This window comes from Scandinavium hiltneri (genome assembly GCF_024764835.1).
GTDB lineage: Bacteria > Pseudomonadota > Gammaproteobacteria > Enterobacterales > Enterobacteriaceae > Scandinavium > Scandinavium hiltneri.
Genome location: NZ_JALIGE010000064.1, coordinates 1 through 20,905, shown reverse-complemented (window position 1 = coordinate 20,905; position 20,905 = coordinate 1). Strand labels below are relative to the sequence as shown.

Annotated in this window: 22 protein-coding genes and 1 tRNA gene; 15 read left to right on the top strand and 8 right to left on the bottom strand. The window is 53.8% G+C overall.

The annotated features are described in order from the left end of the window. Positions 1 to 22 precede the first annotated feature (22 nt). The 3 genes from gcvH to MUU47_RS00735 all read left to right on the top strand — a co-directional run bounded on the left by gcvH (position 23) and on the right by MUU47_RS00735 (position 4,298). Positions 23 to 409, top strand: a complete 387-nt coding sequence (gene gcvH, locus MUU47_RS00745) for a glycine cleavage system protein GcvH (protein WP_258986201.1) — start codon at positions 23 to 25, stop codon at positions 407 to 409. A gap of 212 nt (positions 410 to 621) precedes the next feature. Continuing rightward, positions 622 to 3,495 (top strand): aminomethyl-transferring glycine dehydrogenase, encoded by a 2,874-nt coding sequence (gene gcvP / locus MUU47_RS00740; RefSeq protein ID WP_258986200.1) that lies wholly within the window; start codon positions 622 to 624, stop codon positions 3,493 to 3,495. Positions 3,496 to 3,554: 59 nt separating this feature from the next. Beyond that, positions 3,555 to 4,298, top strand: a complete 744-nt coding sequence (locus tag MUU47_RS00735; protein ID WP_258986199.1) for an SDR family oxidoreductase — start codon at positions 3,555 to 3,557, stop codon at positions 4,296 to 4,298. Between the two features lie 81 nt (positions 4,299 to 4,379). On the opposite strand, the gene MUU47_RS00730 is transcribed toward MUU47_RS00735, so the two are convergent. Continuing rightward, positions 4,380 to 5,813, bottom strand: coding sequence for a 6-phospho-beta-glucosidase (locus tag MUU47_RS00730; RefSeq protein WP_258986198.1), 1,434 nt, complete (start codon positions 5,811 to 5,813; stop codon positions 4,380 to 4,382). Positions 5,814 to 5,932: 119 nt separating this feature from the next. Continuing rightward, positions 5,933 to 6,709: a MurR/RpiR family transcriptional regulator gene (locus tag MUU47_RS00725; RefSeq protein ID WP_258986249.1), complete on the bottom strand. Its 777-nt coding sequence runs from the start codon at positions 6,707 to 6,709 to the stop codon at positions 5,933 to 5,935. A gap of 3 nt (positions 6,710 to 6,712) precedes the next feature. Between MUU47_RS00725 and yqfB the strand changes: the two genes are divergently transcribed. Both yqfB and trhA read left to right on the top strand, forming a co-directional pair. After that, positions 6,713 to 7,024, top strand: a complete 312-nt coding sequence (gene yqfB, locus MUU47_RS00720) for a N(4)-acetylcytidine aminohydrolase (RefSeq protein WP_159773882.1) — start codon at positions 6,713 to 6,715, stop codon at positions 7,022 to 7,024. Positions 7,025 to 7,185: 161 nt separating this feature from the next. Next, entirely contained in the window at positions 7,186 to 7,845 is a 660-nt protein-coding gene (gene trhA, locus MUU47_RS00715; protein WP_258986197.1) for a PAQR family membrane homeostasis protein TrhA, read from the top strand. An 81-nt stretch (positions 7,846 to 7,926) separates the two neighbouring features. On the opposite strand, the gene MUU47_RS00710 is transcribed toward trhA, so the two are convergent. From MUU47_RS00710 to ygfZ, 4 genes are all read right to left on the bottom strand, one after another. Further along, entirely contained in the window at positions 7,927 to 8,241 is a 315-nt protein-coding gene (locus MUU47_RS00710) for an AzlD domain-containing protein (protein ID WP_258986195.1), read from the bottom strand. Then, on the bottom strand, positions 8,242 to 8,973 hold the full coding sequence (locus MUU47_RS00705; protein WP_374684732.1) for an AzlC family ABC transporter permease: 732 nt from the start codon (positions 8,971 to 8,973) through the stop codon (positions 8,242 to 8,244). It lies immediately after the preceding gene. Between the two features lie 208 nt (positions 8,974 to 9,181). Then, positions 9,182 to 10,006 (bottom strand): AraC family transcriptional regulator, encoded by an 825-nt coding sequence (locus MUU47_RS00700; RefSeq protein ID WP_258986194.1) that lies wholly within the window; start codon positions 10,004 to 10,006, stop codon positions 9,182 to 9,184. A 70-nt stretch (positions 10,007 to 10,076) separates the two neighbouring features. Then, on the bottom strand, positions 10,077 to 11,060 hold the full coding sequence (gene ygfZ / locus MUU47_RS00695; protein ID WP_258986193.1) for a tRNA-modifying protein YgfZ: 984 nt from the start codon (positions 11,058 to 11,060) through the stop codon (positions 10,077 to 10,079). Between the two features lie 247 nt (positions 11,061 to 11,307). Here ygfZ and sdhE point away from each other — a divergent pair, with 247 nt between their 5' ends. Both sdhE and MUU47_RS00685 read left to right on the top strand, forming a co-directional pair. Then, positions 11,308 to 11,574, top strand: coding sequence for an FAD assembly factor SdhE (sdhE, locus tag MUU47_RS00690; RefSeq protein ID WP_258986192.1), 267 nt, complete (start codon positions 11,308 to 11,310; stop codon positions 11,572 to 11,574). Continuing rightward, a complete protein-coding gene (locus tag MUU47_RS00685; RefSeq protein ID WP_159773874.1) occupies positions 11,555 to 11,965 on the top strand; it encodes a protein YgfX in 411 nt (136 codons plus the stop codon). The genes sdhE and MUU47_RS00685 overlap by 20 nt, the downstream gene beginning before the upstream one ends. A 7-nt stretch (positions 11,966 to 11,972) precedes the next feature. Here MUU47_RS00685 and fldB read toward each other — a convergent pair whose 3' ends face one another. Then, positions 11,973 to 12,494 carry a flavodoxin FldB gene (gene fldB / locus MUU47_RS00680; RefSeq protein WP_159758477.1) on the bottom strand — a complete coding sequence of 174 codons (522 nt, stop codon included), beginning with the start codon at positions 12,492 to 12,494 and terminating at the stop codon, positions 11,973 to 11,975. Positions 12,495 to 12,592: 98 nt separating this feature from the next. Between fldB and xerD the strand changes: the two genes are divergently transcribed. The 5 genes from xerD to lysS all read left to right on the top strand — a co-directional run bounded on the left by xerD (position 12,593) and on the right by lysS (position 18,686). Continuing rightward, entirely contained in the window at positions 12,593 to 13,489 is an 897-nt protein-coding gene (xerD, locus tag MUU47_RS00675; protein WP_258986191.1) for a site-specific tyrosine recombinase XerD, read from the top strand. Positions 13,490 to 13,517: 28 nt separating this feature from the next. After that, entirely contained in the window at positions 13,518 to 14,231 is a 714-nt protein-coding gene (gene dsbC, locus MUU47_RS00670; RefSeq protein ID WP_258986190.1) for a bifunctional protein-disulfide isomerase/oxidoreductase DsbC, read from the top strand. A 5-nt stretch (positions 14,232 to 14,236) separates the two neighbouring features. After that, complete coding sequence (gene recJ, locus MUU47_RS00665; RefSeq protein ID WP_258986189.1) at positions 14,237 to 15,970, top strand: single-stranded-DNA-specific exonuclease RecJ; 1,734 nt, start codon at positions 14,237 to 14,239, stop codon at positions 15,968 to 15,970. Between the two features lie 90 nt (positions 15,971 to 16,060). Next, positions 16,061 to 17,159, top strand: a protein-coding gene (prfB, locus tag MUU47_RS00660) for a peptide chain release factor 2 (protein WP_159773864.1) whose coding sequence is annotated in 2 segments (ribosomal slippage) — positions 16,061 to 16,135 and positions 16,137 to 17,159 — 1,098 coding nt in all. Because the reading frame shifts where the segments join, the coding sequence is not laid out codon by codon here. Positions 17,160 to 17,168: 9 nt separating this feature from the next. Next, positions 17,169 to 18,686 carry a lysine--tRNA ligase gene (gene lysS, locus MUU47_RS00655; RefSeq protein WP_258986188.1) on the top strand — a complete coding sequence of 506 codons (1,518 nt, stop codon included), beginning with the start codon at positions 17,169 to 17,171 and terminating at the stop codon, positions 18,684 to 18,686. Between the two features lie 86 nt (positions 18,687 to 18,772). On the opposite strand, the gene idi is transcribed toward lysS, so the two are convergent. Next, the gene (idi, locus tag MUU47_RS00650; RefSeq protein WP_258986187.1) at positions 18,773 to 19,324 is read right to left on the bottom strand and encodes an isopentenyl-diphosphate Delta-isomerase; all 552 of its coding nucleotides are present in this window, start codon (positions 19,322 to 19,324) and stop codon (positions 18,773 to 18,775) included. Positions 19,325 to 19,541: 217 nt separating this feature from the next. On the opposite strand from idi, the gene actS reads away from it, so the two are divergent. From actS to MUU47_RS23440, 3 genes are all read left to right on the top strand, one after another. Continuing rightward, entirely contained in the window at positions 19,542 to 20,279 is a 738-nt protein-coding gene (gene actS, locus MUU47_RS00645; RefSeq protein WP_159773858.1) for an amidase activator ActS, read from the top strand. A gap of 93 nt (positions 20,280 to 20,372) precedes the next feature. Next, positions 20,373 to 20,446 (top strand) — tRNA-Gly (locus MUU47_RS00640). 160 nt (positions 20,447 to 20,606) lie between these two features. Next, positions 20,607 to 20,813 carry an HNH endonuclease gene (locus tag MUU47_RS23440; RefSeq protein ID WP_374684733.1) on the top strand — a complete coding sequence of 69 codons (207 nt, stop codon included), beginning with the start codon at positions 20,607 to 20,609 and terminating at the stop codon, positions 20,811 to 20,813. Positions 20,814 to 20,905: the final 92 nt, after the last annotated feature.

The following is a 20,905-nucleotide window of genomic DNA, read 5'->3' as shown; positions in this document are numbered from 1 at the left end:
TATTTTTTCTGGAGAAATTTTAATGAGCAATGTACCTGCAGAACTGAAATACAGCAAAGAACATGAATGGCTGCGCAAAGAAGCCGATGGCTCCTACACCGTAGGTATCACCGAGCATGCGCAAGAACTGCTGGGCGACATGGTGTTTGTTGACCTGCCAGACGTGGGCAAAACCGTTGACGCTGGCGATGACTGCGCGGTAGCGGAATCCGTAAAAGCGGCTTCTGATATCTATGCACCGATCAGTGGCGAAATCGTGGCCGTCAACGACGCGCTGAGCGATTCCCCAGAGCTGGTTAACAGCGAGCCGTATACCGACGGCTGGATCTTCAAAATCAAAGCCAGCGATGAAGCAGAAGTTGCCGCTCTGCTGGATGCCACCGCGTACGAAGCGCTGTTAGACGATTAAATACGCTTCATATTTCACGTTGTGGGTGCGTTGGCTTCCTCGCGCACCCCAGTCACTTACTCATGTAAGCTCCTGGGGATTTGCTGCGTCGCCGCCTTCCCACAACGCGAACTATTTGCGGATTCATAGTGTAGGCCCGGTAAGCGACAGCGCCACCGGGCATGTTAGTTAAGACATTACCGATTCACTGCACGTTTCAGGAACCATCGCTCATGACACAGACCTTAAGCCAGCTTGAACACCGCGGCGCATTCATCGACCGCCATATTGGCCCAGATGCGCAGCAGCAACAGGAAATGCTGAATACCGTTGGCGCAGAGTCGTTAGACGCGCTGACCGGCCAGATTGTGCCGCAGGATATTCAGCTCGCGACGCCACCGCAGGTGGGTGACGCGACCACCGAATTCGCCGCACTGGCCGAGCTGAAAGGCATCGCCAGTCGCAACAAGCGCTTTAAGTCTTACATTGGCATGGGCTACACCGCCGTGCAGCTGCCGCCGGTTATTCAGCGCAACATGCTGGAAAATCCGGGCTGGTACACCGCCTACACGCCTTATCAGCCGGAAGTCTCACAGGGTCGACTGGAAGCGCTGCTGAACTTCCAGACCGTCACGCTTGATCTGACCGGACTGGATATCGCCTCTGCATCACTGCTCGACGAAGCCACCGCCGCGGCGGAAGCAATGGCGATGGCTAAACGCGTCAGCAAACTGAAAAACGCCAACCGCTTCTTCGTTGCTGCTGATATTCATCCGCAGACCCTGGACGTGGTACGCACCCGTGCTGAAACCTTTGGTTTTGAAGTGATTGTCGACGACGCTGAAAAAGCGCTCGACCATCAGGATGTGTTCGGCGTGCTGTTGCAGCAGGTCGGTACCACCGGTGAAGTACATGATTACAGCCCGCTGATTAACGAGCTGAAAGCACGCAAAGTGATTGTCAGCGTTGCCGCCGATTTTATGGCGCTGGTCCTGCTGACCGCGCCGGGCAAACAGGGCGCAGATATCGTGTTCGGCTCCGCTCAGCGCTTTGGCGTACCGATGGGCTACGGTGGCCCACACGCAGCCTTCTTCGCAGCAATTGATGAATTCAAACGCTCTATGCCAGGCCGGATTATCGGCGTGTCTAAAGACGCCGCGGGTAACACCGCGCTGCGCATGGCGATGCAGACCCGTGAGCAGCACATCCGCCGCGAGAAAGCGAACTCCAATATCTGTACCTCTCAGGTGCTGCTGGCCAACATCGCCAGTCTGTACGCCGTGTTCCACGGTCCGGTGGGCCTGAAGCGTATTGCCGGGCGTATTCATCGCCTGACCGATATCCTGGCGACCGGTCTGCAACAGAAAGGCCTGAAGCTGCGTCACGAACACTACTTCGACACCCTGTGTGTTGAAGTGGCCGACAAAGCCGCCGTACTGGCCCGTGCAGAAGCCGCAGAAATCAACCTGCGCAGTGACATTCATCACGCGGTCGGTATCACGCTGGATGAAACCACCACTCGCGAAGACGTGCTGGCGCTGCTGACCGTTATCGTGGGTGACGATCACGGCCTGAACATCGACAGCCTGGATAAAGACGTGGCGCACGACAGTCGCTCTATTCCGCAGGCGATGCTGCGTGAAGACGAAATCCTGACCCATCCGGTGTTCAACCGCTACCACAGCGAAACCGAGATGATGCGCTACATGCACTCGCTGGAGCGCAAAGATCTGGCGCTGAACCAGGCGATGATCCCACTGGGATCCTGCACCATGAAGCTCAACGCCGCAGCGGAAATGATCCCAATCACCTGGCCGGAATTTGCTGAACTGCACCCGTTCTGCCCGGCAGATCAGGCTGAAGGCTATCATCAGATGATCAACCAGTTATCCGACTGGCTGGTGAAACTGACCGGATACGACGCACTGTGCATGCAGCCGAATTCTGGCGCACAGGGTGAGTACGCAGGCCTGCTGGCGATTCGTCATTACCACGAAAGCCGCAACGATGGTCATCGCGATATCTGTCTGATCCCAAGTTCAGCCCACGGCACCAACCCGGCTTCCGCGCAAATGGCGGGCATGCAGGTCGTGGTCGTGGCCTGCGACAAACAGGGTAATATCGACCTGGCTGACCTGCGCGAAAAGGCAGGGCAGGCGGGCGAGAACCTCTCTTGCATCATGGTGACCTACCCGTCCACTCATGGTGTGTACGAAGAAACCATCCGTGAAGTCTGCGAAATCGTGCATCAGTTTGGCGGCCAGGTTTACCTCGACGGCGCTAACATGAACGCCCAGGTGGGTATCACCTCGCCAGGCTTTATCGGCGCGGACGTTTCTCACCTCAACCTGCACAAAACCTTCTGCATCCCGCACGGCGGCGGCGGCCCAGGCATGGGACCGATTGGTGTGAAAGCGCATCTGGCACCGTTCGTACCAGGCCACAGCGTGGTACAAATCGAAGGCATGTTGACTCGCCAGGGCGCGGTTTCTGCAGCGCCGTTCGGCAGCGCATCCATTCTGCCAATCAGCTGGATGTACATCCGCATGATGGGTGCTCAAGGTCTGAAGCAGGCGAGCCAGGTGGCGATTCTTAACGCCAACTACATTGCGACCCGCCTGCAAGATGCGTATCCGGTGCTGTATACGGGGCGCGATGGTCGCGTGGCGCACGAATGTATTCTCGACATTCGTCCACTGAAAGAAGAGACCGGCATCAGCGAGCTGGATATTGCTAAGCGTCTGATCGACTACGGTTTCCACGCGCCGACCATGTCCTTCCCGGTAGCGGGCACGCTGATGGTTGAGCCAACGGAATCGGAAAGCAAAGTCGAAATTGACCGCTTCGTCGACGCAATGCTGGCTATCCGCAATGAAATCAGCCGCGTACAGCAGGGTGAATGGCTGCTGGAAGATAACCCGCTGGTGAACGCGCCGCACACCCAGAACGAGCTGGTGGCTGAGTGGAACCACGGCTACAGCCGCGAAGTGGCCGTCTTCCCGGCAGGCATGGCGAACAAGTACTGGCCAACCGTGAAACGTCTCGACGACGTCTACGGCGACCGCAACCTGTTCTGCTCGTGTGTACCGATGAGCGAATATCAGTAATTGGCTGAACACACTCTTGGTTAAGGGCGCTTCGGCGCCCTTTCTTTTGGGAGAACAACATGGGTATTGCACTGGTCACTGGCGCCAGCCGGGGAATTGGCAAAGCGACAGCGTTACAACTGGCGCAGGAAGGCTACACCGTCGCGGTGAATTATCACCATAACGTTAAAGCCGCCACGCAGGTGGTGAACGAGATTATCGAAAACGGCGGAAAAGCGTTCGCCGTGCGCGCGGACATCAGCGATGAAGCACAGGTGATGACGCTGTTTGAGGCGCTCGACAGAGAAGGCGAGTCGCTGACGGCGCTGGTCAATAACGCCGGGATTTTGTTTCAGCAGAGCACCATCGAAAACCTGACCGCCGAGCGAATTAATCACGTGCTGGCCACCAACGTCACCGGGTATTTCCTTTGCAGCCGCGAAGCGGTGAAGCGTATGTCGCATAAACACGGCGGAAAGGGCGGGGCTATCGTCAACGTTTCTTCTGCGGCATCCCGGCTGGGCGCGCCTTTCGAATATGTTGATTACGCGGCGTCAAAAGGGGCAGTCGACTCGCTCACCACCGGGCTGGCGCTGGAAGTGGCGGCGCAAGGTATTCGCGTGAACTGTGTGCGTCCTGGGCTTATTTATACCGAGATGCATGCCTCAGGCGGTGAGCCAGGGCGCGTGGATCGCGTGAAATCCGCATTGCCGATGCAGCGTGGCGGCCAGCCCGAAGAAGTGGCCCAGGCGATTGTCTGGCTGTTGAGCGATAAAGCGTCGTATGTGACTGGCAGCTTTTTGGAGTTAGCGGGTGGGAAATAACGTGCCCGGTGGCGCTGCTGCGCTGACCGGGTCTACGTGATTGTAGGCCGGTGCAAGCGTAGCGCCGCCCGGCATAAAGGGTTAAATATTCTCACCGTTGCTGGCGATCACTTCTTTATACCAGTTAAAGCTTTTCTTACGTGAACGCGCCATATCGCCAGTACCGTCATCATGCTTGTTCACATAAATGAAGCCGTAGCGTTTGCTGTACTGGCCGGTGGTGAAGGAGACGCAATCAATACAACCCCACGGGGTGTAGCCCATCAGGTCCACGCCGTCGTGCGTCACCGCTTTCATCATCTCTTCCACGTGCGCCCGCAGATAATCAATACGGTAATCATCATTAATGCTGCCGTCTTCTTCGACTTTGTCATAGGCGCCAAAACCGTTTTCAACGATGAACAGGGGCTTCTGATAACGCTCATACAGCTCGCACATTGCGTAACGCAGGCCAACCGGGTCAATCTGCCAGCCCCAGTCGGAGGCTTTCACGTGCGGGTTCGGCACGCTGCCTTCGAAGCCTGAAATCGCATCACCGCTGCCGCCTTCTGCTTTCACCGCGTTGGTCATGTAGTAGCTGAAACCGAGGTACGCGCAGGTACCATCGCGCAGGATCTCCGCATCGCCGTCTTCCATGGCAATGTTAAATCCACGGCGTTCCCATTCATTGAGCACATAGGTCGGGTAATAGCCGCGCAGCTGCACATCGGTAAAGACGTAGCGCTCGCGCATGGATTCCTGGGCAAACATCATGTCATCCGGTTTGCAGGAGAACGGATACAGCGGCACCATCGCCAGCATGCAACCTACCTGCATTTCCGGGTTAATGTCACGAGCCGCTTTAACCGCCAGCGCGCTAGCAACGAACTGGTGATGCAACACCTGATACATCACTTCTTCCGGGTTGTCGTGCTCGGTATAGACCACGCCGGAGCAGCAGTAGCCGAACAGCGGCGCACGCCAGTTACGCTGGTTATTGATTTCGTTGAAGGTCATCCAGTATTTGACCTTATTCTTATATCGCTCAAACACCACTTCGGAAAAACGCACAAAGAAATCAACCACTTTTCGGTTAGTCCAGCCGCCGTATTCCTGCACCAGATGCAGCGGCATCTCGAAGTGGGAAAGGGTGATCACCGGTTCAATGTTGTACCTAAGCAATTCGTCGAACATGTCGTCGTAGAATTTCAGCCCTTCTTCATTCGGCTGAGTTTCGTCGCCTTTCGGGAATATTCGGGTCCAGGCAATTGAGGTGCGGAAGCATTTGAAGCCCATTTCAGCGAACAGCTTAATGTCTTCTTTGTAGTGGCTATAGAATTCGACGGCTTCGTGGTTTGGGTAGTATTTTCCCGGCTCAACCTGGTCCGTAATCTCGCGTGGCACGCCGTGCGCGCCGCCGGTCAGCACGTCACAAATGCTCGGGCCTTTGCCGCCTTTGTTCCAGCCGCCTTCAACCTGGTGTGCCGCCACTGCGCCACCCCATAAAAAGTCTTTAGGTAAGGTTAATTTTTTCATCGTTGTCATTCCCATAATATTGCGTCTTAAGAATGAGTCTAACAAAGGGGCGTGAAATGTCACGATATAACAAATCCACCGTTGGGTAATTTGTTACATCCAAAAAACAGGGCGTTTTTTTATGCCAGTTTTTTCGCCAATTTACGTCCGAGAGTTTCGAGAATATATATGACGGGTATTTGTGTTGTAATATCGTAGACGCCACCAATACGGATCGGCGATATATGCCAGGAGAGATTAAAATCAGCGAGTTTGGCCAGTCGTGAGTGCTCGTGACTGGTGATTGAGAGCACCTTACAGCGGTGCAGACTGAATTGACCTGCGAAGCGCAGAATCTCTTCGGTTTCACCAGAAACGGAAAGTACAATCGCCAGCGCATTTTTGGCCATGTCATTAGTGACCGGGAAATAAGGATCGTCGATATGATTACTGAATTTTCCGACGTTAGAGAAAAAACGTGCGCCATATTTGGCTAGTGCGCCAGACGTTCCCGCCCCAACAAATATAATACGTTCCGACGCCAGAATAATATCCACAGCTTCATCAATGAGCTTATCAAAATCTTCATTATTGACGCTTTTGAAAAAACTGATAATTTCACTGGCTGCAAACTGACTTTGCTGCGGTTCATCTTGTTCCAGATACAGTTTAAAACGCACCCGAAATTCGGAATAGCCTTCGCAGTTGAGCTTGCGGCAGAAGCGCAGCACGGTAGTTGTGGAAACGCCCGCCACATCGGCCAGTTCACGAATCGTCATATACATGACTTTGTCACGATTTTTAATGACATACTGATAGACCATCATCTCAAGATTGTTGAGACTTGCGATGGCGGCGTGGGAGAAAAGACTCACGTTGACAGGCACCTCATCCGGCAAATTCAATACAGGAATCATAACATGGCCCCGAACGACATCACTTTTTTTCAACGCTTTCAGGAAGACATTCTGGCCGGGCGTAAGACCATCACCATCCGGGATGCCAGCGAATCACACTTCAAAACCGGCGATGTCCTGCGCGTAGGGCGTTTTGAAGATGATGGTTATTTTTGCACCATCAAAGTGACCGCCACTTCAGAAGTGACCCTGGATTCCCTGACCGAACAACACGCGCAGCAGGAAAATATGACGCTGCCTGAACTGAAAGCGGTGATTGCGGAGATCTACCCCGATCAGCAGCAATTTTATGTCATTGAATTTCAGTGTGTTTGATTTTTAGGAAACATCTGTGCGTTGAAAATGGCATTTAACTTTATGATTTTTAATGTTTTGTTAAATGGTGTCTTTTTATTTTAGCTAACAGGTGTTCACTGGAATCATTCTCAGATAGGCTAGTGATGCGTTATCGTATTTTTATCCTCTCGGAGTGCAACATGGTTAGCAAACCATTAATTACGCAGGGTTATTCACTGGCGGAGGAAATCGCCAATAGCATCAGCCACGGAATCGGGCTGGTGTTCGGGATTGTCGGTCTGGTGTTGCTGCTGGTGCAAGCCGTGGATGCCAACGCCAGCACAACGGCGATTGCCAGCTACAGTCTTTATGGCGGCAGCATGATCCTGCTGTTTCTCGCGTCCACGCTGTACCACGCCGTCCCACATCAGCGCGCTAAACTCTGGCTGAAGAAATTCGACCACTGCGCGATTTATCTGTTGATTGCCGGGACCTACACGCCGTTTCTGCTGGTGGGACTGGATTCCGGACTCGCGCGCGGACTAATGGTTGTTATCTGGAGCCTGGCGCTGCTCGGCATTCTGTTCAAGCTAACTATCGCGCATCGGTTTAAAGTATTGTCGCTGGTGACCTACCTGACGATGGGCTGGCTGTCGCTGATTGTGGTGTATCAACTGGCGGTGAAGCTGTCGGCGGGTGGCATCACACTACTGGCCGCAGGTGGGGTGATTTACTCTCTCGGGGTCATCTTCTATGTCTGCAAGCGTATCCCCTACAATCACGCCATCTGGCATGGCTTTGTTCTTGGGGGCAGTGTCTGCCATTTTCTGGCAATTTATCTCTACGTCGGGAAAGTTTGATCTCCGGGGACGGCTAAACCTCCCGGAGGGCAGTCCATATGGCTGACCTCTGGCGGGATGGCCTTGTGCATCGCCTTGAACTTATTGTAAAACATAATTAATGCCATAAAATATCGCCAGGCTTAATATCACGGCGCTGACAATATTGCGGATGACAAGTGAAATGATGATGCTAAAAATGGCGGCCACAAAATAAGGATTCAGGGGAAAAGCCCGAACCACGCCGTGATCCATCAAAATAATTGGGCCACAAATAGCCGTCAGTAAACACGGCGCGGAATACTTTAAGGCTTTACTAATAATTCCCGGTATTTTCAACGGCACATTCGGTTCAAGAAATACGTAGCGATTGAAAAAGACAATGGACGCCAGGGTCAGAATCAGGATCCAGCTCATTTATTTCTCCTTGGCGATAGCGGATATAACGACCGCAGAGAGCATGCCGCACAGGCCTGCCACCACTATGGCACCTTCAAACTGGTAGTAACTCAGCAGCATCGACAGCACCAGCGAGATAGTCACGCCCGCCAGGGTACTGATTTTTTTGATCATCGGTACCACGATGGTAATAAAGGTGGCCACGATGGAATAATCTAAATGATATTTGTCGAGGTCTGGCACTGACGATGCCATGAGAATGCCCATAAAGCTGAATATATTCCACGACAGATAAAACGTTAGCCCGGCGCCTATCATATATCCCGGCGTTAATTCCGCGCGTTTGTCTTTCGTTTCACTCAGGGCAAATAATTCATCGGTTAATAAAAAGCCGATCGGCAGACGTAATTTTGCTTTCAGGCAGGAAACAAACTCCCGCAGTGTCAGACCATAAATAAAGTGCTGAGAGGTAATGAAAAATACCGACACGATAATGGTTAACACGCTGGCACCGGTCATGGTCAGTCCAAGTGTGACCAGCTGCGCGGCTCCGGCAAAGATTATCGCCGACATACCCATGCTTTGCCAGAACGACAGCCCTGCCTGAATCGCCATCGAACCGGCGAGGATCCCCCAAGGGATAACCGACACACACAGCGGTAGCATCTCTATCGCACCGCGCATGAAGGATGAACGGGATGAACTTTGCAGCTCATTATACGCGCTGGATTCAGCGATGGCTTTTCTCATGGGATACGTCACTGGCTTTACGAACATGCCGTTAACGTTATAGGAGCAGCGGAACAGTGTATTGAACGTTATTGCTTATAGCCGTCATACTTCAAGCCGCATCTTTGTTGGCTGCGTTCGCTCACCCGAATCACTTACTAATGTAAGCTCATCGCGATGAACGACCTGGCTGCCTCAATGCAACTCGAATTATTTTGGCTATACAAGGTCAAGCCTTGATGAATTCGCCCGGCGTCAGGCCGATGGAGTTTTTAAAATGGCGGTGGAAATGGCTCTGATCGGTGAAGCCGCAGATGATAGACGTATCGAGAATGGTTAACCCCTGGCGCAGCAGCGTGCGGGCTTTACGCAGACGCGCTTGTACCAGGTAGGCGTGCGGAGTCATGCCGGTGATCACTTTAAATTGTCTGAGGAAATGCCAGTGGCTAAGCCCCGCGAGTTCTGCCAGACGGGTCAGCGTATGGTCCTCTTCCGGGCAGCTATCCATGAAATCTTTCGCGCGTAGAATGCGTTGAGTTGCCGCCGGAAGTTCAAGTGGTGCTTTACGCGTTCGGCTATAACGCACGCTGAGCAGCGTCAGGGAAGAGAGCAGCAGGGTCTCTTTCAGCAGATTATTGCCTTCTTTATCGAGCATGCTGAAGGTCAGCAGGAGCTGCTCTGAAAGGCCAGGATCGTGAATAACCGCGTCGGGGAACCAGGGGATGAAATCTTTGCCGTCCGGCACCTGGCGGAGAATGTTATTCAACATATCCGGGTGCGGATAAATAGCGCGATATGCCCAGCCGTGCTCAAGCTCAGAGCTGCCGGTATGCACATCGTCGGCGTTAACGATAATGATGTCTCCGCGCGGCGCCACGTGCTCGGCTCCGGAACGGTAAAAGCGCTGCGCACCCTGATCGATAACGCCGATGCAGAAAGTGTCATGCACATGCCGGGCAAAGCGCTGCTTGTAATAGCGCGCCTGCAGCATATCGATACCACCCAGCGCATCGATGCGGTGGAAGTGAGTTTGCTCTTTGTTTTTCAAAGACATGTCACCCCTCCGCGTCTGTTTTGTATAAAATTGCTGTCGTCAGGCCGAATTAAACCCGACGACAGGTTCGTCAGGCTTCTTCGAGTGAGTACGGTAACGGTTCAATGTGCAGTGAGCCCGCATCATCACGCACGCGGAACACGCTGTCAGGCTCCATGTCGTTGTTCATCACCACCTGAACACGCACGCTCCCATCATCGAGCTGAACGGCTGCCAGCACGGTGCCTGTCCGACGCCAGTTTTCACCCATCTGCAGTTCGAGGTCTTCACCGGCTTCCGGCACGCGGCTGGCGCTTCCTGCCAGAGACCACAGCGCACGCTTGTTAGCGCCGCGGAATTTCGCACGGGCCACCATTTCCTGACCGGTATAGCAGCCTTTCTTAAAGCTGATGCCGCCAAGCGCCTGAATATTTGTGGCCTGCGGAATAAACTGCGCGCTGTTTACCGTGTCGATAACCGGCAGACCGGCTTCGATATTCAGCGCCAGCCATTGCTGGCTATTGTTCAGCGCGGCTTCGCCACGCAGTGCGTCGGTCACGCGCTGCGCCGTTTCTTCACTGACAACCAGCAGGAAACGCTCGGCAGGGTATTCCAGCCACAGCAGGGTGCTGTCACCGTCGCGAACGGTGTGATTTTCGTTATCTGGAAGCGTCGCAAAGATATTCGCCAGCGCCGCGCGCGCCTGGAAACCGGCCACGCCGAGCAGCACACGGCTGTCGTCAGCGGCAATGCTCACTTTCGAGAACACGGCGTATTTCTTAAGTTCGGTGAGCTGCGCGTCGCGCAGATTGCGGCGCTCAATCCAGGCGAAGCCTTCCGGTTCGCGGAACAGACGCAGATTGCTCCACATCTTGCCTTTCGGATCACAATGCGCCACCAGCAAATGCTGATGTTCGGTCAATTGTGCGACATCTGCCGTCACCTGGCCCTGCAAATAACTTTCGCCGTCTTTACCGCTAAGTGTCGCCAGCGCCCAGTCATCAAGGGTCATCAGCGTTAACGGCAAACGTGCAGAAGAAGAGGGCTGGCGTGGAGGAAAAGGAGTAAAAGCCATAGTCATGTCCTGAATAGCTTAACGCAGTGTTAATGACTAATGGTAAAAGAGCTATTGCGCATTGCAAGCGCTTTCCGAAGTCCATTTGTGCCATTATTCTGTTTTACGCAGCGGCGGGGAAAATAATGTAATACCTTGCATTCTGTGAGGAGTTTCTCTGAAACAACGCCGCAATTACCAATATTGCTGTAATGTAAGTGAATAAAACGCGTTAAACTACTTTGTATCGATATTCAGGAAGGACAACATGGACATCAACAATAAGGCCCGAATCCACTGGGCATGCCGTCGGGGAATGCGTGAGCTCGATATTTCCATCATGCCGTTTTTTGAGTATGAGTACGACACTCTGAGCGACGGCGATAAAGCGCTGTTTATTCATCTTCTGGAGTGCGACGACCCGGATTTGTTCAACTGGTTAATGAATCATGGCAAGCCAGCGGATGCGGAAATGCAACGGATGGTGCAACTTATTCAAACACGGAATCGGGAACGTGGTCCTGTGGCAATCTGATCTACGCGTCTCATGGCGCGCGCAATGGGTCTCTTTATTACTCCACGGCCTGGTGGCGGCTTTTATTTTGCTGATGCCCTGGCCGCTGAGCTATACGCCATTATGGCTTCTGTTACTGTCGCTGGTGGTATTCGACTGCGTGCGCAGCCAGCGGCGGATTAACGGCACTCAGGGAGAGATAAAACTGCTGATAGATTCTCGTCTACGCTGGCAAAATCAGGAGTGGGACCTGCTGGGTACACCCTGGGTGCTGAACAGCGGCATGATGCTGCGTCTGCGGCGGGTCGATGGACGCAAGAAAATGCACCTGTGGCTGGCGGCAGATAGTATGGATACGGGAGAGTGGCGGGATTTGCGCCGGACTATTTTACAACAGCCAGCGCAACAGTAACGTCAAATCAGGAGAACTGTTCGGCCATTTCGCCGAGGATCTGTTCGCACCAGGTCTGCAGGCGCTCGTCGCTCAGGTCGTACTGGTTTGTTTCATCCAGCGCAAGGCCGACGAACAGTTGGCCGTCCGCAATAACCGGTTTCGGGCTGGTGAACTCATATCCTTCTGTCGGCCAGTAGCCGATGAACTTCACCGCTTTGCTGATAAGCTTGTCGTGCAACATGCCCAGCGCATCGAGGAACCACTCGCCGTAACCTAGCTGGTCGCCCATGCCGTACATCGCGACAATTTTGCCGTCCAGATTCAGGTTATCCAACTGTTCCCAGACGGCTTCCCAGTCTTCCTGAATCTCACCAAAATCCCAGGTCGGAATGCCGAGGATCAGAACGTCGTACTGCTCCATCAGTGAAGGAGAATCATCCTTCAGATTGTGCAACGTCACCAGCTCTGCGCCGATAATGTCGCGGATCTTCTCCGCTGCCATTTCGGTATAACAGGTACTGGAACCGTAAAAGAGGCCAATTTTCATCGCGAAAACTCTCAGTGCTTGCTATGACTTTGCGCTAGTGTATCAGAAAGGCGTCGCCTTAAGGCATAATGAGCCGGACTGCACCCACAGGAGGCTACGTGGAAAAGGATCTCGCGCAAATCGAACAGTTTCTCGATGCGCTTTGGCTTGAGAAAAACCTCGCTGAGAATACCCTTAGCGCCTATCGTCGTGATTTAACGATGGTTGTAGAATGGATGCACAAACACAGCCTGACGAGCGAAACGGTGCAAAGTTCGGACCTGCAGTCCTTGCTGGCTGAGCGGGTCGAAGGCGGTTACAAAGCCACAAGCTCGGCCCGTCTGTTAAGCGCGATGCGTCGCTTCTTTCAGCATCTGTATCGGGAAAAACTGCGTCCGGACGATCCTAGCGCGCAGCTGGCATCCCCGAAGCTCCCGCAGCGTTTGCCCAAAGATCTGAGCGAACCCCAGGTCGATCGCCTGCTACAGGCGCCGCTGGTGGATGTCCCACTGGAATTGCGCGATAAAGCAATGCTGGAAGTGCTTTATGCCACCGGACTTCGCGTTACCGAACTGGTCGGGCTGACGATGAGTGATATCAGCCTGCGTCAGGGTGTGGTGCGGGTTATCGGTAAAGGCAATAAAGAACGACTGGTTCCGCTTGGCGAAGAGGCGGTTTACTGGCTGGAATATTACCTTGAGCACGGTCGTCCATGGCTGCTCAACGGCGTGTCTATCGACGTGCTGTTTCCCAGCCAACGCGCCCAGCAGATGACGCGCCAGACATTCTGGCACCGGATCAAACATTATGCGGTGCTGGCGGGTATCGACAGCGCAAAACTGTCACCTCACGTGTTGCGCCATGCATTTGCCACGCATCTGCTCAATCACGGCGCGGATTTGCGCGTGGTACAGATGCTGCTCGGTCACAGCGATCTCTCGACAACACAGATTTATACGCACGTCGCCACGGAGCGGCTGCGGCAACTTCATCAACAGCATCACCCACGTGCGTGAGCTGCAAACGAAAGAGACAGGAAAGGTTATGAAAAAAGGTTTAGCGATGTTCTCCCTGCTGGCGGCGGCACTGTGCGGTACTGCTCACGCTGACGATGCAGCCGTTCAGCAGTCTATGGCGAAACTTGGCGTGCAGAGCACGGATATCCAGTCTTCCCCGGTTGCTGGCATGAAAACGGTACTGACTAACAGCGGTGTGCTGTACGTGACCGAAGACGGCAAGCACATCATCCAGGGCCCAATGTACGACGTCAGCGGTGCGCAGCCGGTGAACGTGACCAACCAGCTGCTGATGGGCAAACTCAATGCGCTGGATAAAGAGATGATTGTCTACAAAGCCTCGCAGGAAAAACATGTGATTACCGTCTTCACGGACATCACCTGCGGCTACTGCCACAAGCTGCATGAAGAGATGAAAGACTACAACGCGCTGGGGATCACCGTGCGTTATCTGGCCTTCCCACGTCAGGGCGTGCAGAGCCAGGCGGAGCAGGACATGAAATCCATCTGGTGTGCGAAAGACCGTAACAAAGCTTTTGATGAAGCGATGAACGGCAAAGGCGTCCAGGCGGCGAGCTGCGATATTAATATCGCGAACCACTACGCGCTGGGCGTGCAGTTTGGCGTGAACGGCACCCCGGCAATCGTGCTGAACGACGGCTACGTGGTGCCGGGCTATCAGGGTCCGAAGGAAATGAAAGCTTTCCTCGATGAGCATAAAAAACAGACCAGCGGTAAATAATCGGCGTGAAACAACAGATACAACTTCGTCGCCGGGAAGCGGACAGCTCGGCGCAGCTGCCGGCCGATCTCCCGCCTTTGCTCCAGCGGCTGTATGCCAGCCGTGGGGTTCTGAGTGCATCCGATCTCGAGCGTAGCGTCAAAGGCATGCTGCCATGGCAGCAGCTCTCCGGCGTTGATAAAGCCGTTGAGATGCTCTACGACGCGTTTCGCGAAGGGCTACGGATTGTCGTGGTCGGTGATTTTGACGCCGATGGCGCAACCAGCACTGCGCTCAGCGTGTTGGGCCTGCGCCAGCTGGGCTGCAGCAATGTCACCTATCTGGTGCCTAACCGTTTTGAAGACGGCTATGGCTTAAGCCCGGAAGTGGTGGATCAGGCTCATGCCCGCGGTGCGCAGATGATATTGACCGTCGATAACGGTATTTCTTCGCACTCCGGCGTCGACCGTGCGCATGCGCTGGGAATTCCCGTGCTGGTTACCGATCACCACTTGCCTGGCGATACGCTGCCTGCGGCAGAGGCCATCATTAACCCGAACCTGCGTGATTGTGATTTCCCGTCGAAATCGCTGGCCGGTGTTGGCGTCGCGTTTTATTTGATGCTGGCGCTGCGCACTCATTTACGCGATCGCGGCTGGTTTGAGGCGCAGGGTATCGTCGCGCCTAACCTTGCAGAACTGCTGGATTTGGTCGCGCTTGGCACCGTCGCGGACGTGGTTCCGCTCGATGCAAACAACCGCATTCTGACATGGCAGGGGCTGAGTCGTATCCGTGCAGGAAAATGCCGTCCGGGCATTAAAGCCCTGCTGGAGGTCTCTAATCGCGACGCGCAAAAACTGGCGGCGAGCGATCTCGGTTTTGCGCTTGGCCCGCGTCTGAATGCGGCGGGGCGGCTGGACGATATGTCCGTCGGCGTTGCACTGCTGCTCAGTGACAATATTGGCGAAGCGCGTCAGCTGGCTAATGAACTGGATGCGCTGAACCAGACGCGAAAAGAAATCGAGCAGGGAATGCAGGCGGAAGCGCTGACGCTGTGCGAGAAACTTGAGCGCAGCAGCGAAGCGCTGCCCGGCGGTCTCGCCATGTACCATCCACAATGGCATCAGGGCGTGGTCGGCATTCTGGCTTCACGTATCAAAGAGCGTTTCCACCGCCCGGTGATTGCCTTTGCGCCTGCGGGTGACGGCACGCTGAAAGGCTCCGGCCGCTCGATTCAGGGTCTGCATATGCGCGATGCCCTGGAGCGCCTGGATACGCTGTATCCTGGCATGATGATCAAGTTCGGCGGTCACGCGATGGCGGCAGGTTTGTCGCTGGAAGAGGCGCGCTTTGACGAGTTTCAGCAGCGTTTTGGCGAACTGGTGACCGAATGGTTGGACCCGGCGATGTTACAGGGCGAAGTGGTGTCCGATGGCCCACTGGCGGCGGCGGATATGACCATGGAAATCGCACAGATGCTGCGTGATGCGGGCCCGTGGGGGCAGATGTTCCCGGAGCCGTTGTTCGATGGACGTTTTCGTTTGCTGCAACAGCGGCTGGTGGGCGAGCGTCACCTGAAGGTGATGGTCGAACCGGTTGGCGGTGGCCCACTGCTCGACGGTATTGCGTTTAACGTGGATACCGCCTGCTGGCCGGATAACGGCGTGCGCGAAGTGGAACTGGCCTACAAGCTGGATATCAACGAGTTTCGTGGCAACCGCAGCCTGCAACTGATCATAGACAATATCTGGCCAATTTAGCGTCAGTATTTCCTATAAAAAAGAGCGGAGATCCGTTAAAATCCCGCTCTTATCACCGCATTTTTACAAGCCCAGAAAAGATAATCGACCATGTTTGAAATTAATCCGGTAAAAAATCGCATTCAAGACCTCACGGAGCGTTCAGACGTTCTTCGGGGGTATCTTTGACTATGATGCCAAGAAAGAGCGTCTGGAAGAAGTAAACGCCGAGCTGGAACAGCCGGATGTGTGGAACGAACCCGATCGCGCACAGGCTCTGGGTAAAGAGCGTTCTTCACTGGAAGCCATTGTTGAAACTCTGGACCAGATGTCTCAGGGTCTGGAAGATGTTTCCGGCCTGCTGGAATTGGCTGTTGAAGCCGATGACGAAGAAACCTTCAATGAAGCCGTCGCCGAGCTCGACGTGCTGGAAGACAAGCTGGCACAGCTGGAATTCCGCCGCATGTTCTCTGGTGAATACGACAAAGCAGATTGCTATCTCGATATCCAGGCGGGTTCTGGCGGCACCGAAGCGCAGGACTGGGCCAGCATGCTGATGCGTATGTATCTGCGTTGGGCAGAAGCGCGCGGCTTTAAAACCGAAATCATCGAAGAGTCTGAAGGCGAAGTGGCGGGTATCAAATCTGTCACCATCCGTATTCAGGGCGAATACGCCTTTGGCTGGTTACGTACCGAAACTGGCGTACATCGCCTGGTGCGTAAGAGCCCGTTTGACTCCGGTGGCCGTCGTCATACCTCGTTCAGTTCCGCTTTCGTCTACCCGGAAGTGGATGACGATATCGATATCGAAATCAATCCAGCCGATCTGCGTATCGACGTGTACCGCGCCTCCGGTGCCGGTGGTCAGCACGTTAACCGTACAGAATCTGCGGTGCGTATTACCCACCTTCCAACCAATACCGTCACGCAGTGCCAGAACGACCGTTCGCAGCATAAGAACAAAGATCAGGCCATGAAGCAGATGAAAGCTAAGCTGTACGAGCTGGAAATGCAGAAGAAAAATGCTGAGAAGCAGGCGGCGGAAGATAACAAATCGGACATCGGCTGGGGCAGCCAGATTCGTTCATACGTACTGGACGATTCCCGTATCAAGGACCTGCGTACCGGGGTTGAAACCCGCAATACCCAGGCGGTACTGGACGGCAGCCTCGACCAATTTATCGAAGCAAGTTTGAAAGCAGGGTTATGAGGAACCAATATGTCTGAACAACAAGCACAGGGCGCTGACGAAGTCGTCGATCTTAATAACGAACTGAAATCTCGTCGTGAGAAGCTGGCTGCGCTGCGTGAGCAGGGCATCGCTTTCCCGAACGATTTCCGTCGCGGAAGTACCTCCGACCAGCTGCACGCCGAATTCGGCAGCAAAGAAAATGAAGAGCTGGAAGCGCTGAACGTTGAAGTCACCGTTGCTGGCCGTATGATGACCCGCCGTATCATGGGTAAAGCATCCTTCGTGACGCTGCAGGACGTTGGCGGCCGTATCCAGCTGTACGTTGCCCGTGACGATCTGCCGGAAGGCGTATACAACGACCAGTTCAAGAAGTGGGACCTGGGCGATATCCTCGGCGCGAAAGGTAAGCTGTTCAAAACCAAGACCGGTGAGCTGTCCATTCATTGCACCGAACTGCGTATGCTGACCAAAGCTCTGCGCCCGCTGCCGGATAAATTCCACGGCCTGCAGGATCAGGAAGCGCGCTACCGTCAGCGTTATCTGGACCTCATCGCTAACGATACGTCCCGCAACACCTTTAAAGTCCGTTCCCAGATTATGGCGGGTATCCGTCAGTTCATGGTTGGCCGTGGTTTTATGGAAGTTGAAACCCCAATGATGCAGGTGATCCCGGGTGGCGCATCCGCGCGTCCGTTCATCACTCATCATAATGCCCTCGACCTCGACATGTACCTGCGTATCGCGCCGGAACTGTACCTGAAGCGTCTGGTGGTTGGTGGCTTCGAACGCGTGTTCGAAATCAACCGTAACTTCCGTAATGAAGGCGTCTCCGTTCGTCATAACCCAGAGTTCACCATGATGGAACTCTATATGGCGTATGCAGATTACAAAGACCTGATTGAGCTGACCGAATCTCTGTTCCGTACTCTGGCGCAGGATATTCTCGGCAAAACTGAAGTGCCTTATGGCGATCAGACCTTCGACTTTGGTAAGCCGTTTGTGAAGCTGACCATGCGCGAAGCCATCAAAAAATACCGTCCAGAAACCAACATGGCTGACCTGGATAATTTCGACGCGGCGAAAGCGATTGCGGCTGAAATCGGTATTAAAGTTGAGAAGAGCTGGGGTCTGGGCCGTACCGTGACTGAGATCTTCGAAGAAGTGGCAGAAGCGCACCTGATTCAGCCGACCTTCATTACTGAATACCCGGCAGAAGTGTCTCCGCTGGCGCGTCGTAATGATGAGAACCCGGAAATTACCGATCGCTTTGAATTCTTCATCGGTGGCCGTGAAATCGGCAACGGCTTTAGCGAGCTGAACGATGCAGAAGACCAGGCGCAGCGTTTCCAGGACCAGGTTGATGCGAAAGCAGCCGGTGACGACGAAGCGATGTTCTTCGATGAAGACTACGTTACCGCTCTGGAACACGGTCTGCCGCCAACGGCGGGTCTGGGTATTGGTATCGACCGTATGGTTATGCTGTTCACCAACAGCCATACCATCCGTGACGTGATCCTGTTCCCGGCAATGCGTCCGACTAAATAAGTCGAACATAACCGGAGACGTCATGGTCTCCGGTGTAAAAAAGCCTGGTTTGCTTGAGCAACCGGGCTTTTTTTATGTCTTGCGTGTTACACGGCGTGGGCGAACTGGAACAGTGCATCTCGGGCCGGGGTATGGGTAAATTGCAGTTCCATCCACGGGCTAAACAGGAACGGAGCGGCCTCGATAGCCTGGCGTAAATCTTCCAGGTTCAGCCAGCGATACTCCATTACTTCATCTCTGTTTAGCATTATCTCGTTAGTCACCTGAGCGGCAAACACCGGGCAGACTTCATTCTCAACGATGCCGGAACTGTCAATTTCCCGGTAGCGGAACGCCGGGTAGACGGGCGTGATGTCCTTTACTTCGGCACCCACTTCATATCGACAACGTCGAATAAGCGCTTCTTCTGACGTTTCATTGAGCTGGGGATGACCGCAGACTGAACTCGTCCAGACGCCTGGCCAGGCTTTTTTACTGAGCGCTCGCCGGGTTAACAGCAGCTCACCTTTTGCGTTGAACAACCAGCAGGAAAAGGCCAGATGCAGCGGTGTGGCGGTATTATGGGCGGCATACTTCTCCTGGGTGCCGATAGCTGCTCCCTGCTCATCGAGTAAAATGACGTGCTCTTGCCTGCTCATCGCTTCTCCGGACACAATATCTCAGTCATATAACCGGGCTTTATTATACGACAATCTTTCTCAGGCTGAATGCCCAGGGCGTCAGAGGGGATGGGTTTTGGATGTGATGCGCCATTTTTGCCAAAGGGTTGTTTATCAAAAAGCAATGCTAAACATTGGCATACGGGCTACGACTGGTATCATATGCCATCCATTTTTTCGACACCGAGGACTCGCTTTGAGAGCAGGACGCCTGATGAAACACCCATTACGCCTTTTTCTGTGCCTGTTTATTGGGCTGATTCTGGCTGGTTGTTCCGGCAGTAAATCAGGCTCCGAAGGCAGCTACAGCGGCTCCGTGTATACCGTAAAACGCGGCGATACGCTGTCAAAAATCTCTCGCATGACCGGCACCAGCGTCAGCAGCCTCGCCCGCATGAACGGCATTTCACCGCCGTATACCATCGAAGTGGGACAGCGTCTGAAAGTGAGTGGCAGCTCGGGATCGAAAAAATCCTCCGGCAGCCGGACGGCAAAAGTCACGCCATCTTCCGCTGTGCCGCAGTCTTCCTGGCCGCCGGTAGGGCAACGCTGCTGGCGCTGGCCGACCAGCGGCAAAGTGGTATTGCGCTATTCCACCGCCGATGGCGGCAACAAAGGGATTGATATCGCGGGTTCGCGTGGCCAGCCGATTTACGCCTCCGGCGCGGGCAAAGTGGTGTATGTCGGGAATCAGCTGCGCGGGTACGGTAATCTGATCATGATTAAGCACAATGATGATTACATCACCGCGTATGCGCATAACGATAAAATGATGGTTAACAACGGGCAGTCGGTGAAGATCGGCCAGCAGATTGCCACCATGGGCAACAGCGATGCCGACTCTGTGAAGCTGCATTTCCAGATTCGCTACCGCGCCACCGCTATCGATCCGCTGCGTTATTTGCCACCGCAGGGCAGCAAACCGAAATGCTAAACGGTTATATTATCGCCACTTAATTGCAGAAAGGCTTGTCAGTGAAGGCGTTAAGTCTATAATGCCTTCACCCCTTTTACGGGCGCGTCTTTCGCGGGTGTAGTTCAATGGTAGAACGGTAGCTTCCCAAGCTGCATACGAGGGTTCGATTCCCTTCACCCGCTCCAGTTTCACTTCTTTTATTAACGCCTCCAAAAGTCCACAAACCCAGTATCTGAGAGCCCTGTCGCATAATTGCGCTTATTTTGTTATCTGGCGAGGTCTACCGGAATTCAACACGATGTTGATTTCTATAAATCTGGTAAATGGAAAATCCTTCGTTATAAAGTGTTAAAAAAATATGCTGCGAAATGTGTTTACTGTGGGCGTTCTCGTCGAGATGGCGTGAAGCTACATGTTGATCATATTAAACCCCGTAGCAAATACCCGCAGCTGGCACTTGAGTTCTCTAATTTTCAGGTATTGTGTGAAAACTGCAATCCTGAAAATCGAATACTGATGGGTAATCCCCCCGAAAAACCGGTGTGTTTATAAGTAGAATTTTCTCGTAATCTGAACCGGGGAGACCTCTATGAAAAAATCACGTTTTACCGACAGCCAGATCATGGCCATTCTTAAGCAAGCTG

What these genes read in the sequence shown, in the direction of transcription:
- gcvH (WP_258986201.1), top strand. Translation starts at nt 23, where the DNA reads ATGAGCAATGTACCTGCAGAACTGAAATACAGCAAAGAACATGAATGG.
- gcvP (WP_258986200.1), top strand. Translation starts at nt 622, where the DNA reads ATGACACAGACCTTAAGCCAGCTTGAACACCGCGGCGCATTCATCGAC.
- MUU47_RS00735 (WP_258986199.1), top strand. Translation starts at nt 3,555, where the DNA reads ATGGGTATTGCACTGGTCACTGGCGCCAGCCGGGGAATTGGCAAAGCG.
- MUU47_RS00730 (WP_258986198.1), bottom strand. Translation starts at nt 5,813, where the DNA reads ATGAAAAAATTAACCTTACCTAAAGACTTTTTATGGGGTGGCGCAGTG.
- MUU47_RS00725 (WP_258986249.1), bottom strand. Translation starts at nt 6,709, where the DNA reads ATGATTCCTGTATTGAATTTGCCGGATGAGGTGCCTGTCAACGTGAGT.
- yqfB (WP_159773882.1), top strand. Translation starts at nt 6,713, where the DNA reads ATGGCCCCGAACGACATCACTTTTTTTCAACGCTTTCAGGAAGACATT.
- trhA (WP_258986197.1), top strand. Translation starts at nt 7,186, where the DNA reads ATGGTTAGCAAACCATTAATTACGCAGGGTTATTCACTGGCGGAGGAA.
- MUU47_RS00710 (WP_258986195.1), bottom strand. Translation starts at nt 8,241, where the DNA reads ATGAGCTGGATCCTGATTCTGACCCTGGCGTCCATTGTCTTTTTCAAT.
- MUU47_RS00705 (WP_374684732.1), bottom strand. Translation starts at nt 8,973, where the DNA reads ATGAGAAAAGCCATCGCTGAATCCAGCGCGTATAATGAGCTGCAAAGT.
- MUU47_RS00700 (WP_258986194.1), bottom strand. Translation starts at nt 10,006, where the DNA reads ATGTCTTTGAAAAACAAAGAGCAAACTCACTTCCACCGCATCGATGCG.
- ygfZ (WP_258986193.1), bottom strand. Translation starts at nt 11,060, where the DNA reads ATGGCTTTTACTCCTTTTCCTCCACGCCAGCCCTCTTCTTCTGCACGT.
- sdhE (WP_258986192.1), top strand. Translation starts at nt 11,308, where the DNA reads ATGGACATCAACAATAAGGCCCGAATCCACTGGGCATGCCGTCGGGGA.
- fldB (WP_159758477.1), bottom strand. Translation starts at nt 12,494, where the DNA reads ATGAAAATTGGCCTCTTTTACGGTTCCAGTACCTGTTATACCGAAATG.
- dsbC (WP_258986190.1), top strand. Translation starts at nt 13,518, where the DNA reads ATGAAAAAAGGTTTAGCGATGTTCTCCCTGCTGGCGGCGGCACTGTGC.
- lysS (WP_258986188.1), top strand. Translation starts at nt 17,169, where the DNA reads ATGTCTGAACAACAAGCACAGGGCGCTGACGAAGTCGTCGATCTTAAT.
- idi (WP_258986187.1), bottom strand. Translation starts at nt 19,324, where the DNA reads ATGAGCAGGCAAGAGCACGTCATTTTACTCGATGAGCAGGGAGCAGCT.